General features: G+C 60.2%; 10 protein-coding genes. 5 read left to right on the top strand and 5 right to left on the bottom strand.

The genetic code is table 11. The features are described 5' to 3' along the window. Positions 1-67 precede the first annotated feature (67 nt). Both ACP3TE_RS03360 and ACP3TE_RS03355 read right to left on the bottom strand, forming a co-directional pair. A complete protein-coding gene (locus tag ACP3TE_RS03360; RefSeq protein ID WP_426735287.1) occupies positions 68-1,909 on the bottom strand; it encodes an AMP-dependent synthetase/ligase in 1,842 nt (613 codons plus the stop codon). 78 nt (positions 1,910-1,987) lie between these two features. After that, positions 1,988-3,598, bottom strand: coding sequence for a dolichyl-phosphate-mannose--protein mannosyltransferase (locus tag ACP3TE_RS03355; protein ID WP_426735285.1), 1,611 nt, complete (start codon positions 3,596-3,598; stop codon positions 1,988-1,990). A gap of 68 nt (positions 3,599-3,666) precedes the next feature. Here ACP3TE_RS03355 and rsmI point away from each other — a divergent pair, with 68 nt between their 5' ends. Then, positions 3,667-4,527 carry a 16S rRNA (cytidine(1402)-2'-O)-methyltransferase gene (rsmI, locus tag ACP3TE_RS03350; protein WP_105657475.1) on the top strand — a complete coding sequence of 287 codons (861 nt, stop codon included), beginning with the start codon at positions 3,667-3,669 and terminating at the stop codon, positions 4,525-4,527. A 138-nt stretch (positions 4,528-4,665) separates the two neighbouring features. Continuing rightward, positions 4,666-6,153: an NAD-dependent succinate-semialdehyde dehydrogenase gene (locus tag ACP3TE_RS03345; RefSeq protein ID WP_105657476.1), complete on the top strand. Its 1,488-nt coding sequence runs from the start codon at positions 4,666-4,668 to the stop codon at positions 6,151-6,153. A gap of 67 nt (positions 6,154-6,220) precedes the next feature. Here ACP3TE_RS03345 and ACP3TE_RS03340 read toward each other — a convergent pair whose 3' ends face one another. From ACP3TE_RS03340 to ACP3TE_RS03330, 3 genes are all read right to left on the bottom strand, one after another. Further along, the gene (locus ACP3TE_RS03340) at positions 6,221-8,566 is read right to left on the bottom strand and encodes a transglutaminaseTgpA domain-containing protein (protein ID WP_426735284.1); all 2,346 of its coding nucleotides are present in this window, start codon (positions 8,564-8,566) and stop codon (positions 6,221-6,223) included. A gap of 80 nt (positions 8,567-8,646) precedes the next feature. Beyond that, positions 8,647-9,963 carry a DUF58 domain-containing protein gene (locus ACP3TE_RS03335; protein ID WP_426735282.1) on the bottom strand — a complete coding sequence of 439 codons (1,317 nt, stop codon included), beginning with the start codon at positions 9,961-9,963 and terminating at the stop codon, positions 8,647-8,649. Positions 9,964-9,972: 9 nt separating this feature from the next. Then, on the bottom strand, positions 9,973-10,935 hold the full coding sequence (locus tag ACP3TE_RS03330) for an AAA family ATPase (RefSeq protein WP_105657479.1): 963 nt from the start codon (positions 10,933-10,935) through the stop codon (positions 9,973-9,975). 209 nt (positions 10,936-11,144) lie between these two features. On the opposite strand from ACP3TE_RS03330, the gene ACP3TE_RS03325 reads away from it, so the two are divergent. From ACP3TE_RS03325 to rsmA, 3 genes are all read left to right on the top strand, one after another. Next, positions 11,145-12,101 (top strand): TatD family hydrolase, encoded by a 957-nt coding sequence (locus tag ACP3TE_RS03325; protein ID WP_105657480.1) that lies wholly within the window; start codon positions 11,145-11,147, stop codon positions 12,099-12,101. 258 nt (positions 12,102-12,359) lie between these two features. Then, positions 12,360-13,526, top strand: a complete 1,167-nt coding sequence (locus ACP3TE_RS03320) for a resuscitation-promoting factor (protein ID WP_105657481.1) — start codon at positions 12,360-12,362, stop codon at positions 13,524-13,526. Between the two features lie 100 nt (positions 13,527-13,626). Next, a complete protein-coding gene (gene rsmA, locus ACP3TE_RS03315) occupies positions 13,627-14,511 on the top strand; it encodes a 16S rRNA (adenine(1518)-N(6)/adenine(1519)-N(6))-dimethyltransferase RsmA (RefSeq protein ID WP_105657482.1) in 885 nt (294 codons plus the stop codon).

The raw sequence follows: 14,511 nt of genomic DNA, 5'->3' as shown, positions 1-14,511 counted from the left end.
ACAAGGCTTAAAGCACTGGGGGAGCAGTTCATGGCGAACTGCTCCCCATTGCTTTACCCAGTGGGAATTACTGGCGGTAGAGGGCTTCCACGCGGCCTTCGAATTCTTCGAGAACGCTCTGGCGCTTGAGCTTCAACGAGTTGGTCAGGTGCCCGGAAGCTTCGGTGAATTCCTCTTCCAGGACCACGAACTTGCGAATGGACTCAGCCTTGGAAACGGTCAAGTTAGCGGTATCCACGTAGCTCTGGACCTCGGCGATCACTGCTGGGTTGATGGCCGCCTCAGCCAGGGTCATTGCTTCAAGCCCCTTGGCCTTGGCCCACAGCACCAGTTCTTCGGGATCGAGGGTCATCATGGCCGTAATGAATGGGCGCTGTTCGCCAGCCAGTACGCACTGGGAGACGATGCGTCCGGCGCGGACCATCTCTTCCAACGGGCCAGGGGAGACGTTCTTGCCGCCGGCGGTGACGATCAGTTCCTTCTTGCGGCCAGTGACCTGGAGGAATCCTCCATCATCCAGGACACCGGTATCACCAGTCTTGAAATAGCCGTCTTCATCGAAGACTTCAGCCGTGGCGGCAGGATTGTTGTGATAGCTCGCGAAAACCCCAATGCCCTTGACCAGGATTTCACCGTCATCGGCGATCCTGATGGAGGTGCCGGGAAGCGGACGTCCCACGGTGCCCACGCGGATTCGTGATGCTTGATTCACGGTGGCTGGGGCGGTGGTTTCGGTCAGGCCGTAGCCTTCGAGCAGTTCAATGCCAGCGCCGCGGAAGAAATGAGCCAAGTCCGGGTTCAATGCACTGGCTCCGGAAATCGCGTAACCGCAGTGGCCGCCAAAGACGGCCTGCAACTTCGGGTAGAGGACCTTGCTGAACAAGGCATGGCGGGCACGCAGGCCCAAGGGCATGCGAGTCTTGAGGCCACGCGCACGCGCATCACGGATCTTGGAAACCTCGATGGCTGCCTGTTCTGCCTTGAGGAACAGCTCAGCCTTGCCGCCACGTTCGGCCGTGGCCAAAGCGGTGGTGCGAATTTTCTCGAAGACTCGCGGCACGGCCAGCAGGAAGCCAGGCTTGACTGCGGACATATCCTCGACCAGATTGGCCATGGAACTGGAATGCGCGATCACCGACCCGCCGTGGATGCAGGTCTGCTGGACGGCACGAGCCAATACGTGGGCCAGCGGCAGGAACATCAGCGTTCGGCGCTCTTCTCCGAGCACTTCGAGCATATGCCCGGCCAGGTTGTGTGCCACCATGGCGAAGTTCGAGTGGGTCATATTGCAGCCCTTGGGACGTCCGGTGGTACCCGAGGTGTAAACCATCGTGGCCACATCCTCAAGGGCCATGGAAGCACGGCGGGATTCGACCAGCTGCTCATCGATCTGCGTGGCAGGAACCATCAACTGGTGCAGGCCAGCGGAGGGGATGAGCGTCTTGTCCGCTGCATCGGAGCCTTCAAAGATGTGGGTGCGCACCGATTCGCCGAGTTGAGCCGCCGCCTGGCGGACGTTAGCGCGTAGCTCGTGGTTTTCCGCGAAAACCACGCGCGCACCGGAGTCGCGGAGGATCCATTCGATCTGGAAGGCGCTGGAGGTTTCGTAGATAGGCACCGTCACGCCTCCGGCGAACCAAACCGCTTCCTCTGCCAGGGCCCACTCATAGCGGGTGCGGGAAATAATGGCGACCTTGTCACCGGGCTGCAGCCCATCATTGATCAGCGTCATTGCCAGGCGCTTGACGTCAATGAGGAAATCACTGGCACTGAGATCATGCCAGGTGCCGTCGCGCTGCACGCTGAACAGTGGGCGTTGCGCACCACGCGCTACGCGGTCAAGGAGTAGGCTCGTCGTGTTTACCTCTGGTGCTAGATCAGTGAGTAGCTCGACGGTTACTTCTTGCATTGAAGGATTGTCCTTTGAAAATCGTTGGTCGTCTTAGTGGCCTATTTCATGGAAATAGGTGGCCAAGCCACAGGTAGCCTAGCCCCAGCTAGGGAGCCACACATGCAAGCGCCAGTAGTCATCCGCGATCATTTCCCCACTCCATATCGGCCAGAAAAAGGCCGACGTGACTAGGAATAACGCCATGAATATGGTGAGTACGATGATGCGTGATCGGTGCGCGGCACTGGAATTAGGGTCGCGTGGAATGAACCTGCCAATCATATACGTCAACGCGAGCACCATGAACGGAACCAGTGGCAGGGTGTAGAAGAAGAACATCGTGCGTTCTGGGTACATCAGCCACGGCAGGAACCCGGCCGCCACCGATGAGAGGACCGCTCCGGCGCGCCAATCACGGGCGCCAATCCACCACAGAATCAGCAAGAACATGCTGATGGTGCAGGCCCACCACATCAACGGGTTAGGCAGGTCGGTAATGACCTCGGTGCAACGTTCCAGCCCGCAGCCGTTGGCTCCCTTGTCGTAGCCTTCGAAGTAGAACAGCACTGGACGTCCGGCGAAGGGCCACGTCCACGGCGAGGATTGCCAGCCATGCTCGGAGTCGAGCCCGGTATGGAATTCGTAGCCAGCCTGGTGATAATGCCACAAGGAACGCAACGGCGAGGGCAGCCAGCTAATGCCTTCGCCGGGATTCTCCTCGGCCCAATGGCGGTATCGGCCGCCCTGGGTGATCAGCCATCCGGTCCACGTGGACAAATAGGTCAGCAGCACCAGCGGCAGCATGGTGAAGAAGGAATAGATTCCGTCGCGGATGAATGCCGCCGACTGCCACTTGTGAACTCCTGCGGTGCGCCGCGCACCAAAGTCCCAAAGCACCGCCATGAGGCAGAATACAGCTACGAAGGACAGCGCCGACCATTTAATGCCAACTGCGCCGCCGAGCATGATCGCTGCGATCAGCCGCCATGGGCGCCACCAGAGCATGGGGCCATGAACGAGCAGGAAGTCATCTGGCCGGTTACCCTCGGGCACTGAAAGCTTCCGGGCAAGCACGGTTCTGCCATGTATCCGGTCTTTGAGCAGGGCATAAAACGCGGCAATCACAAAGAACATCAAGAAGATGTCCAGCAACGCGGTGCGCGACATGACTATGGAATGGCCGTCGATGGCCATGAGCAAACCGGCGATGCCGGCAAGGACGTGGGAACCGAAGAGCAAGCGGGCGCACAGAGTGACTAGCAGGACCGAGAGGGTGCCGACCAGCGCTGTGGAAAAACGCCAGCCGAAGCCATTGAAATCACCGAAGAGGAGCATGCCCACGCCGATCATCCACTTGCCCAGCGGCGGATGGACGACAAAGGAAGATTCAGCTTCCAGCTGCGGGTCGCCTGCGATGAACTTCCCATCGCTGTCGTCAGCCCATTCGCGCTCGTATCCGCTTTGCAGCATCGCGAATGCGTCCTTGACGTAATAGGTTTCATCAAAGATCAGCAAGTGCGGGTGCGCCAGATTGACGAAGCGCAAGAGGCCGGCAATCAGTGTCACGACCAGCGGAATGATCCACATCAGCGGGCCGCTGGGAGCCACCACAGGCAGGAGCCGTTGTTTCAGGCTCTCGAAAGTGAAGGCCTGTCGCGCCGAGCGTACGTGGCCGGAGTCCGGAGTGTCTAAAACCGAGGTGCCCATCACCAATTCATGCTACCGGTGGAAAGTCCAGAAAGTGGGCTTTTCCTGCGTCGCGTAGGCTTAAGAATGTGCAGAACTCAGATAATGAGGGCGTAATCGTCCTGGGAGCCACCCCGATTGGCAATTTGTCCGACGCCTCCCCGCGTCTGCGGGAGATTATGGCCAGTGCCGATATCATCGCCGCGGAGGACACCAGAAACTTCCACCACCTGGCCCATGCCCTGGGCATTAAAATCACTGCGAGGGTGATGAGCCTGCATGAGCATAACGAGGCTCACAAGCTCTCCGAGGTGATTGACCTGGCCGCCGAGGGCGCGACTGTGCTGGTGGTTTCCGATGCAGGAATGCCGGCGGTATCGGACCCTGGCTACCCATTGGTGGCCGCTGCCTTGAGTGCTGGCATCCGTGTCACCGCGGTACCGGGCCCTTCTGCGGTGCTCACCGCGCTGGCCCTGTCCGGATTGCCAACTGGCCGTTTCACCTTTGAAGGCTTCCTGCCGCGCAAGGCGGGGGAACGCCGCAAGCGCCTGGATTCCTTGCTCGCCGAAGATCGCACCATGGTGTTCTTCGAGGCTCCTCACCGGCTGAGCGACTTCCTGGATGCCGCTATCGAAGCATTTGGCCAAGACCGCCAGGCCGCCGTAGCCCGCGAGCTGACCAAGAAGTTTGAAGAGGTCCGTCGAGATTCACTGGCAAATCTGCGCGCATGGGCAGAAGATGGCGTACGCGGAGAAATTGTTGTGGTTGTCCACGGAGCCCCGGAAGCCGAGGCCGCATCCATCGAGGATTTGCTTCCCAAGGTTGCAGCCCTCGTGGAGGAAGGCATGCGCATGAAGCAGGCCGTGGCCGAAGTCGCCGAAAAATTCGGCGTGCAGAAACGCGAGCTTTACGAAGCTGTTCTGGCAGCACGTCACGAAGCGGGAAAATAGCCGAAGTCGCATAGGCTAAATGCACAATGAATGCTCGCGTTTATCGTGCAGACGGCAATTTACAGCCACCACCTGCCAGGAATAGCGTAGACATCAAAGACGATTAGTTTTCATTATTTTCTATCAGGAGATGCTCGTATGTCGATTACTGCCCAGCGCGAAGCGGAACTGCTTGCCAAGGTGCCAACCGGCCTATTGATTAATGGCGAATGGAGGGATGCCTCCGACGGTGGCACCTTCGACGTGCTCGACCCGGCTACCGGCGAGAAGTTGCTGACGCTGGCCAGTGCTACGAGCGAAGACGCAATGGCTGCACTGGATGCAGCTGACGCAGTCCAAGCCGAATGGGCACTGACCGCACCACGCGAACGCGCGGAGATCCTGCGCCGTGCTTTCGACCTTGTCACCGAGCGCAAGGATGACTTTGCGCTGCTGATGAGCCTGGAAATGGGCAAACCCCTGGCTGAGGCCTATGGCGAAGTAACCTATGGCGCCGAATTCCTGCGCTGGTTCTCCGAAGAAGCCGTACGCCACTACGGCCGCTACCTCACCACCCCCGAGGGCAAGAACAAGGTCCTGGTCCAGCACAAGCCGGTTGGCCCATGCCTGCTGATCACCCCATGGAACTTCCCGCTGGCCATGGCTACCCGCAAGGTCGGCCCGGCAGTAGCGGCAGGCTGCACCATGGTGCTCAAGCCAGCCAAGCTGACCCCGCTGACTTCCCAGCTTTTCGCAGCCACGATGATGGAAGCAGGCCTTCCAGCTGGCGTGCTGAACGTGGTCTCCGGCGCTTCGGCCTCGAAGATCTCCGGCCCGCTGATGCAAGATGACCGCCTGCGCAAGGTTTCCTTCACCGGCTCGACCCCGGTGGGCAAGCAGCTGATGAAGGACGCCGCAGACAAGGTCCTGCGCACCTCGATGGAGTTGGGTGGCAACGCACCATTCATCGTCTTCGAAGATGCCGATCTGGATGCCGCTGTCGAGGGCGCCATGGCAGCCAAGATGCGCAACATGGGCGAAGCCTGCACCGCTGCTAACCGCTTCCTGGTCCATGAGGACGTTGCCGAGGAATTCACCGCCAAGTTCGCTGCAGCGATGAAGGCCCTGAAGCCAGGGCGCGGCACCGAAGCCGACACCACGGTAGGCCCGCTGGTCGAGGAAAAGGCCCGCGACGAAGTCCACTCGCTGGTTGAAGCCGCCGTCGCCGCCGGCGCGACTGCCATCACCGGCGGTGCGCCAGTTGACGGCCCGGGCTACTTCTACCAGCCAACCGTGCTGGCCAATGTCGCCAACGACGCCAAGATCCTGAGCCAGGAAATCTTCGGCCCAGTGGCACCAGTGACCACGTTCAAGGATGAGGCCCAAGCTATCAAGCTGGCCAACTCCACCGAATACGGTTTGGCTTCCTACATCTACTCGCAGGACTTCAACCGCATGTTCCGTGTTTCGGAACAGATCGAATTCGGCCTGGTTGGATTCAACGCTGGCGTGATCTCCAACGCCGCGGCACCATTCGGTGGCGTGAAGCAGTCGGGCCTGGGCCGCGAAGGCGGCGCCGAAGGCCTGGAGGAATACACCACCGTGCAGTACATCGGCATTGCCGATCCTTACGCAGCCAAGAAGTAGATTCTCCAGCTCGCGCCAAGGCCCGACCGGATTCTTCCGGTCGGGCCTTGGCCGGTTAAACCGATGGCTACATGTCGATTCGCGTGGATTCTTCCGAGCGCGAATGACGCGGGTGCACCGAAGCAGGGAACAAGAATGCCCTGATTCGTTGGATAAAGGACAGCTCGCCGCGCAAATTGCCCTGGATCGCGTGCAAGGCGTCAAGCAGCGGAGCGGCATCATCAGCGCTGGGATGCCTGTTGGCGTAGAAGCTCTCTTGGATGACAGTTTTCAGGGACTGCAAATCCTTGGCGACTTGGGGATGGTCTTCGCCCAGCCGGGTAGTGTAGTCACCGGCCGACTCGTGGCTGCCGGCCGGCCCCCGGTAATCGCCCCCAATAGCCTGCAGCTCGGCCAGCAGAGCTGGAGCGGCATCAGCGCCGCCACGGCGCACGCGTCCTAGCCGCTCCTCACGCAGGCGATGGCGACGCCACGGAGCAACTCCCAGTGCGAGGAAAGCCAGCAACAAGACCACTGGCAACAGCCACACTGCCTTTGCGCCCTGGGTCCCAGAATCTGCGGACGGTGCCGGTGCAGAAGGCGCGGCGCTGGCCGGGAGGCTCGGGTTGCCGCGCTCGGTGGGCACTTGGGGTGCAGTGCTTTCTTGCGGGTTCGACGTAGGAGTTGGTTCCGGCGCGTAACTTGGCGAGTAGCCCCGACCCGGGGTGGGCTCGAACGGAATCCAACCCAGCCCGTTCAAATACAATTCTGGCCACGCGTGGGACTGTTTCCCGCTGACGGTATATCCGGTGAGCTCGGTACCTTCTTCCAGGCGCCGTTCCAGCATGCTCTGGGCGGTGTCCCCGGTGATTTCGAGAGTGTCTCCGCTGGCTTCACCGGGTGCATACCCCACGGCAATGCGCGAAGGGATTCCGGCTTCACGAGCCAGCAGGGCCATCGCCGAGGCGAAGTGCACGCAATACCCCTGGCGCCGGGCCAGGAATGCTTCAACAACTCGACGATTGGCCCCGTCGTAGCCTTCGCGCAGCGGGGTGCGTTCGGAGTACACGAAATTCCCGGAACGGAAGAAATGCTGCAAAGCCACGGCGGTATCAATGTCGTTGGCAGGCTTCCCCTTCTTGCCGAAAACCTCATCGAGGGTTTGCTGCAGCAACGGTTCCAATCCGTTGTCAGGATCCTGCGGAAGACGCAGGTATTCCTCGGGCAGCTGGTCGCTGGCGTCGACTCCCATGTGCCCGACATTGCGGACCATTTGCGTGCTGATGGCCAAATCCGCGTAGGCCACTGAAATGTCGTTGGTCGATGCCATGGCGTCGCCAGTGAGCCTAGCCACCGAGGTCTCGTAGGTCCAGTTCCAATCCCCGACGATGCCCTGCACGAAATAGGATTGGTTGGGCAAAGGAAGGACCGGACTGCTGATGCCATCAGGCCAAGTCATTCGCAAGACTTCGTCGGTGCTGTTGAACGTGCTGAAATTCGTTGACACCGCGGAGGTGCCATCAAGCGTGTGCTGCATGGAGCTTTCGCTTGGTTCCCAGCGGTCTGCGGAAAGATCCTTGATCACCTGAGTGCGCAGGTAAGGCGCTTCTTCAGCAGTTGTGTAGTAGTCCAGGATGGGAACACCGCTGTTCGAGCGGAGGTCTCTCCCGAGGTTGATCAGCGGATCGACATTGCTGGCCAGCAGATCACCCGAAGGACGTTGCCCTTCGGAGAACATGCCGCTGCGGAAACCAGGCATCCAGATGCTGGCCGCCAAGAGGGCACCGACACAGGCCATCACGCTGACACCCAGAATTCCCAGCGTCCTGGGCGCAGGAAGCATCACTTGGGAATGCTTGGAAGATGCAGGGGCAAAGAGATAAGGAATCAGCGCAATATAGCCGAGCACTGCCGACAACAGCAGCGCGAGATAGCCAATTCCGGCGCCTTCCTGCTTGAACAGCGACGCGATGATCGGCGCCAGGGACAAGGGAATGATGATCAGCATGGCCATGCGCCGCGAGCTGGCCAGCATTTCCACGATCAGGCTGATTGCCAAAGTGAAGCACAATACGCTGAAAGCCACAGAGCGGGAATTGGCTACCGGCGGCACCTGGGTAGCTAGCTGGATTCCCGCTTCACCAAGCACATTCCACACCCATTGGGCGAGAGGCAAACCGTAGATGTTGCTTTCCCGGGCATCGCTGAGCGCAATGGATGCCACTGCGACGATTGCTGCAGCAGGAACAGCGCTCCAGCGCAAGCGGCGGACTGCGCGCAGCAGACCGGCACACAGGTGCAAGGCGAAGACCGGGAGGACCAAGGCCGGGAACCAGCTGGAGCCTTCAATGACCCCGGACAGCGAGGCGGCACCCGCTAATACAGCGACTGCCAGGCAGCAGGCAGCAGCAACCCGCACGAGCAGAAGCCGCATCGCGGGAGCCGAGCCAACGCTCGGGTCCGGATTTTCAGGAGTCGGGGCTAGAGTGTTTGCCCCAGCACGGCCAGCGCTCATTATCCCCACATCTCGTCTATCGCCATATCGCCGGGAAGAATGTGCACTTTCCAGCTGGTGCGAGCCAATTTATGTTGTATCTGTCCATAGCGTTCAGGGTGGCTGACCAGCAGGAAAACCTCGACATTGCGCACGGTGCGCGAGAGCGTAGCCAGCCAAGCTGCCTGCGGCGCAGTGAGCTCTCCGAGGATCATGATGACCGGTTCTTCGCGGAACACCAAGAGCTCCTTGCGCAGGGTATTGCCCAGAATCTCGGAACCGTTGGCTTCAACTGTTCCGTTGGCCAAGGCCAGGTCCGAAGTTGCGGCATGGAAGTCTTCAAAACTGTTCAGCGCGCCGAGCTCGGAGACGCTTTGCGGGTCCCGTTGCGCCAACGAGGCCCCGGTGAGGTCCCGGAAGGCGAGCTGGTAGCCGCTAGTGGCATATCTCAGGCCGATGCTGCTGGCCAACGACAACGCATTTTCAAAGCGGCGGCTGCTGGTGAGTGCCTCCGCGTGAGCCTGCGGCAACGAGATCCTCAGATCCGATCCGCTGTGATTCCAATGCTCGAAGGAAGTGTCCAGGACCAGGAGCGCCTGCGCGGTTGCCACGTGGTTTTCCTGGCGGACCATGAGCTTTCCGTGCCGGGCGCTGGCTTTCCAGTGCACCTGGCGGACGGAGTCGCCTTGCTGGTAGTCGCGCGTCGCGACATCGTAGTAGTCGGTGGTGGTGCTCCTGGAGAATTTCGCATCGCCAGTGAGCGTTCGTTCGCCGAGCGGGGCGAAACGATCCAACCGGTGCAATTGGGAACGCACGGGGATCTGCAGGCTCGCTCCGGTGCGCACCATTCCCTGTATCAGCCCCAGAGGGTCCACGACTATTTGCTGGGCTGGTCCCACAAGGTGGATCCCGCGTGTGCGGAACACCAATTCGTATTCGATTGAACCCGGGGCCTGGAATCGTGGGCCGGGTCCGAAATCCTCCGGCAATTGTTCCTGGATGATGGAACGCTCAGCACACGACAAGCGGAACTTGCTGACCTCGCCAACGCTGGGAACCGCCGAGAGCAGCTCCCGGTGGATAATCGTGCGTCCGCGCAGGCGCAAGGCCAAACCCCAGTTCGCCAAAGCCAACGCCACCAGGGCCAGGCCCAAAGCCATCATTTCGTGCCGGCCCAGGAGATATGCCACGAACACCAGCAGGCCGCCAGCTCCGGCAGTGCACCAACCGCGCACGGTGAACAGGTCAAGGTGCCAACGCCGCAGGGCTGTCGCCGAATTTTCGGTGCGCGTCCAGGAGAGGGCATCGCGCGAATCGTAGCGGGGAATCTTCTCCATGGCTGCCCGTTAGCTCACTGGGGTGCTGGCAACAAGCTCTTGGATCACGGCGCTGGCATCCAAGCCGTCCGCAACCGCTCGCCGGGTCAGGATCAACCGGTGGTTCAGCACCATCTGGGCCACGCTGCGAACGTCTTCTGGCAAGACGTGGTCGCGTCCATGAATCGCGGCATGGGCTTTGGCCGCGCGAACCCACTGAATCAGTGCGCGAGGCGAGGCCCCCAGCGCCACCTGCGGGTGCTCGCGTGTGGCTCGGCCCAGATCCACCACGTAGGCGCCTAGCCGTTCGGTGACCGTCACCGCTTTAACCTGCTCAATCATGTATCCCAGATCAGCCAGCTGCACCACGGCTTGCAGTGCTTCCAATGGGTCGAACTGGTGCCGGCCGGTGAGCATGGTGATTTCGGCATCGCGTTGTGGGTAACCCAGCGAAAGCCGTGCCATGAATCGGTCACGCTGTGCCTCGGGCAGGGCGAATGTGCCCTCGGATTCCACCGGGTTCTGCGTGGCCACAACCATGAAAGGCTGCTCCAGCCGATGGGTGATCGAATCGACGGTGACTTGCTTTTCTTCCATGCATTCCAGCAATGCCGACTGGGTCTTGGCATTCGCACGATTGATTTCATCGGCGATGACGATATTGGCGAAGACCGGTCCGGGATGGAAAGTGAATTCGTGAGTCTGCGGGGAGTAAACCGAGACACCGGTGACGTCACTGGGCAAAAGGTCCGGGGTGAACTGGATGCGGTGCACCGAACCATTGACGCTGCGCGCCAATGACTTGGCCAGCATGGTCTTACCGACCCCGGGAACGTCTTCCACCAGCAGGTGGCCCTGTGCCAGCAGAACCGTCAATGCGCTAGTCACCGCCTCCGGCTTGCCGGTGATGACGCTCTGGACAGCATCGAAAATGCGCTGGCAATTGGACTGGAATGCCGAATCAAGCGACGGCACTGTTCGGTTTGCACTCATGCGCGGTTCCTCCTGAAGAACGAATCGTTGGCAAGATCGATCGCCGCAGCATTCATTCAATTGGGTCTTGCATCACATCATATGGGGATCTTTTGTCCAGCAACAGAGCCTAACTACCGGGAGCTGAGCACCTGATTGTCGTTGCTACCCCTAGTGGTGTCACAATTAACCACAGATTCGATCCCAGTATTCACGCGCAAAGGATAACCGTGTCCAAGAAGAAGCACACTGATCCCACCCTGGTTCCCGAGGCCTACCGCCCGACGGAGCAAGCCGCTGCAGCAGAGCAGGGGGAGCGGTCGCGTGCTTCTGGCAACGAAAAGGGCGGAAGCCAGCGCAATTTGCAGTACCCGGAAGCGCCAGAAGCGCTTCCAGTGCCAGTGGTCGATAACCATACGCATCTGGATTTCCTTGACGGAACTGTGAAGGTCACGGCTGCCGATGCCCTGGCGGCGGCGGCAGCTGTTGGCGTGAAAGGGCTGATCCAGGTCGGCTGCGACGTGGAGTCATCGGAATACGCGGTCCAGGTAGCTAACGAGTACTCGAATATCCTGGCCGCGGTAGCCATTCACCCCAACGATGCCGCGCGTCTGGCTGAACGCGGGGAGCTGGAAGGAGCGATCGCGCGGATCGAAGAACTTGCCGCGGATCCGCGGGTGCGTGCAATTGGCGAAACCGGGTTGGACTACTTCCGTACCGGTGAAGACGGACGGGGCGCCCAGGAGCATTCCTTCCGGGAGCATCTGCGCATTGCGGTGGAGCAGGGCAAGGCCCTGCAGATCCATGACCGGGATGCCCATGAGGACGTGGTTCGTGTGCTCAAGGACGCGCCATTGCCGGGGAAAGTGGTCTTCCACTGCTTCTCTGGGGACGCGGCATTAGCCCGGATCTGCAACGACAACGGCTGGTACATGTCGTTCTCTGGAACTGTGACATTCAAGAATTCGCATGATCTTCGCGAGGCCTTGGCGCTGGCGGATCCAGAACTGCTTCTGGTAGAAACCGACGCACCGTTCTTGACGCCGCACCCCTTCCGGGGCCGCCCGAACGCCAGCTACATGATTCCGTACACGACTAGGTTCTTGGCGGAAACCAAGGGGATCGATCTGGCCGAATTCTGCACCCGGATCGATGCGAATACGCGAGAAGTGTACGGAGAATTCTAGACCCGGAGGTTGTGTGTCTCGTTACAGGACACTTGCCACAAATATAACAATTCGGTTACGGTGGATGAGATGTCCGGTACCGCCCCCGCCTATTTTCGGCACGGTGTGTTCAGGACAGCCTGATCCTCACGCCTTGCTGCAAGTGGAAACACGGCGCAACTTTGACTGAAGGACAGGCAGCGAACACTGCCGGGCCCAACCGGAGATCCTGACAGGATTCCCGCAGTTGGGTCTACAAACGATGGGGACCTCATTACCGTGACTCACTTGCTCAAGAAGACCTGGGTGAAATACCTGGCTCAGGCGCTCGCCGTAGCTGTGGTTATTGCCGGTGCTGTTTTCTATATTTCTGGCCAGAAATCGGTCGTCATGTCGGTGGACGGCCAGCGCCAGGAAATCACCACCCGTGCTGCCACCGTTGGCGCACTGCTGGAACAGCAGGACGTTGCCTTGGCTGAGCGCGACGAGATCTCCGCAGCACTGGATTCCGAGCTTGCCGACCAGCAGCTTGTTGATATCAAGCGCAACAAGTCGATCGAAGTAACCGTGGATGGCACCGAGCGCGTTGTGCACACTACCGGCATGACCGTTGCCGACGTGGTTGAACAGCTCGACCTGGATAAGGATTCCGAGGTTTCCCTCGATGAGGACATGCAGCTCGCAGCCTTGAGCGATGAATTGGAAGTCATCACGCCCAAGGAAATGACCCTGGTCGTCAAGGACAAGAAGAAGAAAATCGCAACGACTGCCTTGACCGTCAAGCAATTGCTTGCCGACGAGAAGATCAAGGTCGACGGCAACGACGAAATCAACGTCAAGATCAAGGACGAAACCGACAAGGACGTCAAGGACAGCGTCAAGCTGGCCGCGGGCACCACTGTCGAGGTGATCGACGTAACGGTCAAGACGTGGGACGAAACGCGCGACATCGACTTCGAGACCAAGAAGGTCAAGGACAGCTCGTTGGATAAGGGCGACACCGAGGTCAAGACCGAAGGCAAGAAGGGCGAGCGTGAGCTGACCCTGCGCCAGGAAACCCGCAACGGCAAGAAGGGCGAGGAAGAAGTCCTCAAGTCCAAGGTCACCAAGAAGCCCGTTGCCGAGGAAATCCGTGTTGGCACCAAGGAAGAGAAGAAGGAAACTTCAACTTCCAAGAACACTCCAACCCCGAGCAGCATCTCCTCGACTTGGGCTGCCCTGGCCAAGTGCGAATCCGGCGGCAACTGGTCGATCAACACCGGCAACGGCTACTACGGCGGACTGCAGTTCTCTGCATCGTCGTGGCGCAATGTGGGTGGCACCAAGTACGCACCGCTGCCGCACCAGGCAACTCCGCAGGAGCAGATCGCTGCAGCTGAAGTGCTGCGTCGATCAGGCGGCTGGGGCCACTGGCCATCGTGCTCGTCCAAGCTGGGCCTGCGCTAAAAGCAAAAGCCGAATAACAACGCGACGCGTCCACCATCACGGTGGATGCGTCGCGTTGTTATGTTTGGATCAATCTAGCTGAACTAGAATTGGATTTGTGATGTCTAAGGAATCTTTGCCGCTGCTTGGGGCCACCGAAATCCGTCGTCTGGCCGAAGAGCTGGGGATCCGCCCTACCAAGACGCTGGGGCAGAACTTTGTGATCGATGGGAACACCATCCGCCGCATTGTCGCCGCCGCCAAAGTCGACCCATCCGAAACAGTGCTGGAAGTAGGCCCGGGCCTAGGTTCCCTGACCCTGGGCATCATGGATGCCGCCGCCAAGGTCGTGGCCGTGGAGATCGATCCACCCCTGGCAAAGCGACTGCCGCAGACCATGGCCGAGTTCCGCCCTGGCCGAGAAGACGATCTGACCGTGATCCTTTCCGATGCCATGAAGGTCACCGAACTTCCCGGCGAGCCAACCTCGCTGGTCGCCAACCTTCCCTATAACGTTGCCGTCCCGGTGGTGCTGCACCTGCTGGAGCACTTCCCGTCCATCCGCAATGGCTTGGTCATGGTGCAGGACGAAGTTGCCGACCGGATGGCCGCCACCCCGGGCAATAAGATCTATGGCGTCCCATCGGTGAAGGGCGCCTGGTACGGAACCATGCGCAAGGCTGGCGTGATCGGCATGAACGTCTTCTGGCCAGCTCCGAAGATCCACTCCGGCCTGGTGGGGTTCACCCGCGACAAGGACCGCAGCGATGCCCCGGATCGCAAGGAAGTCTTCGCCATCATCGATGCAGCCTTCGCCCAGCGCCGCAAGACGCTGCGTGCTGCCCTCTCCGGCTGGGCAGGCTCCGGTGCTCGTGCCGAACAGATCCTGGTAGCAGCAGGCATTGATCCGAAGGAACGCGGCGAGAAGCTGGATATTGACCAGTACATCGACATTGCCCGTGCCGCACAGGATATTCCGGCTGAAGCTCCAGCTAGCGAGGCATAA

Source organism: Glutamicibacter sp. 2E12, assembly GCF_050030965.1.
Classification (GTDB): Bacteria; Actinomycetota; Actinomycetes; order Actinomycetales; family Micrococcaceae; genus Glutamicibacter.
The sequence above is the reverse complement of the archived record's forward strand: the minus strand, read 5'-3'. Positions and strand labels throughout refer to the sequence as shown.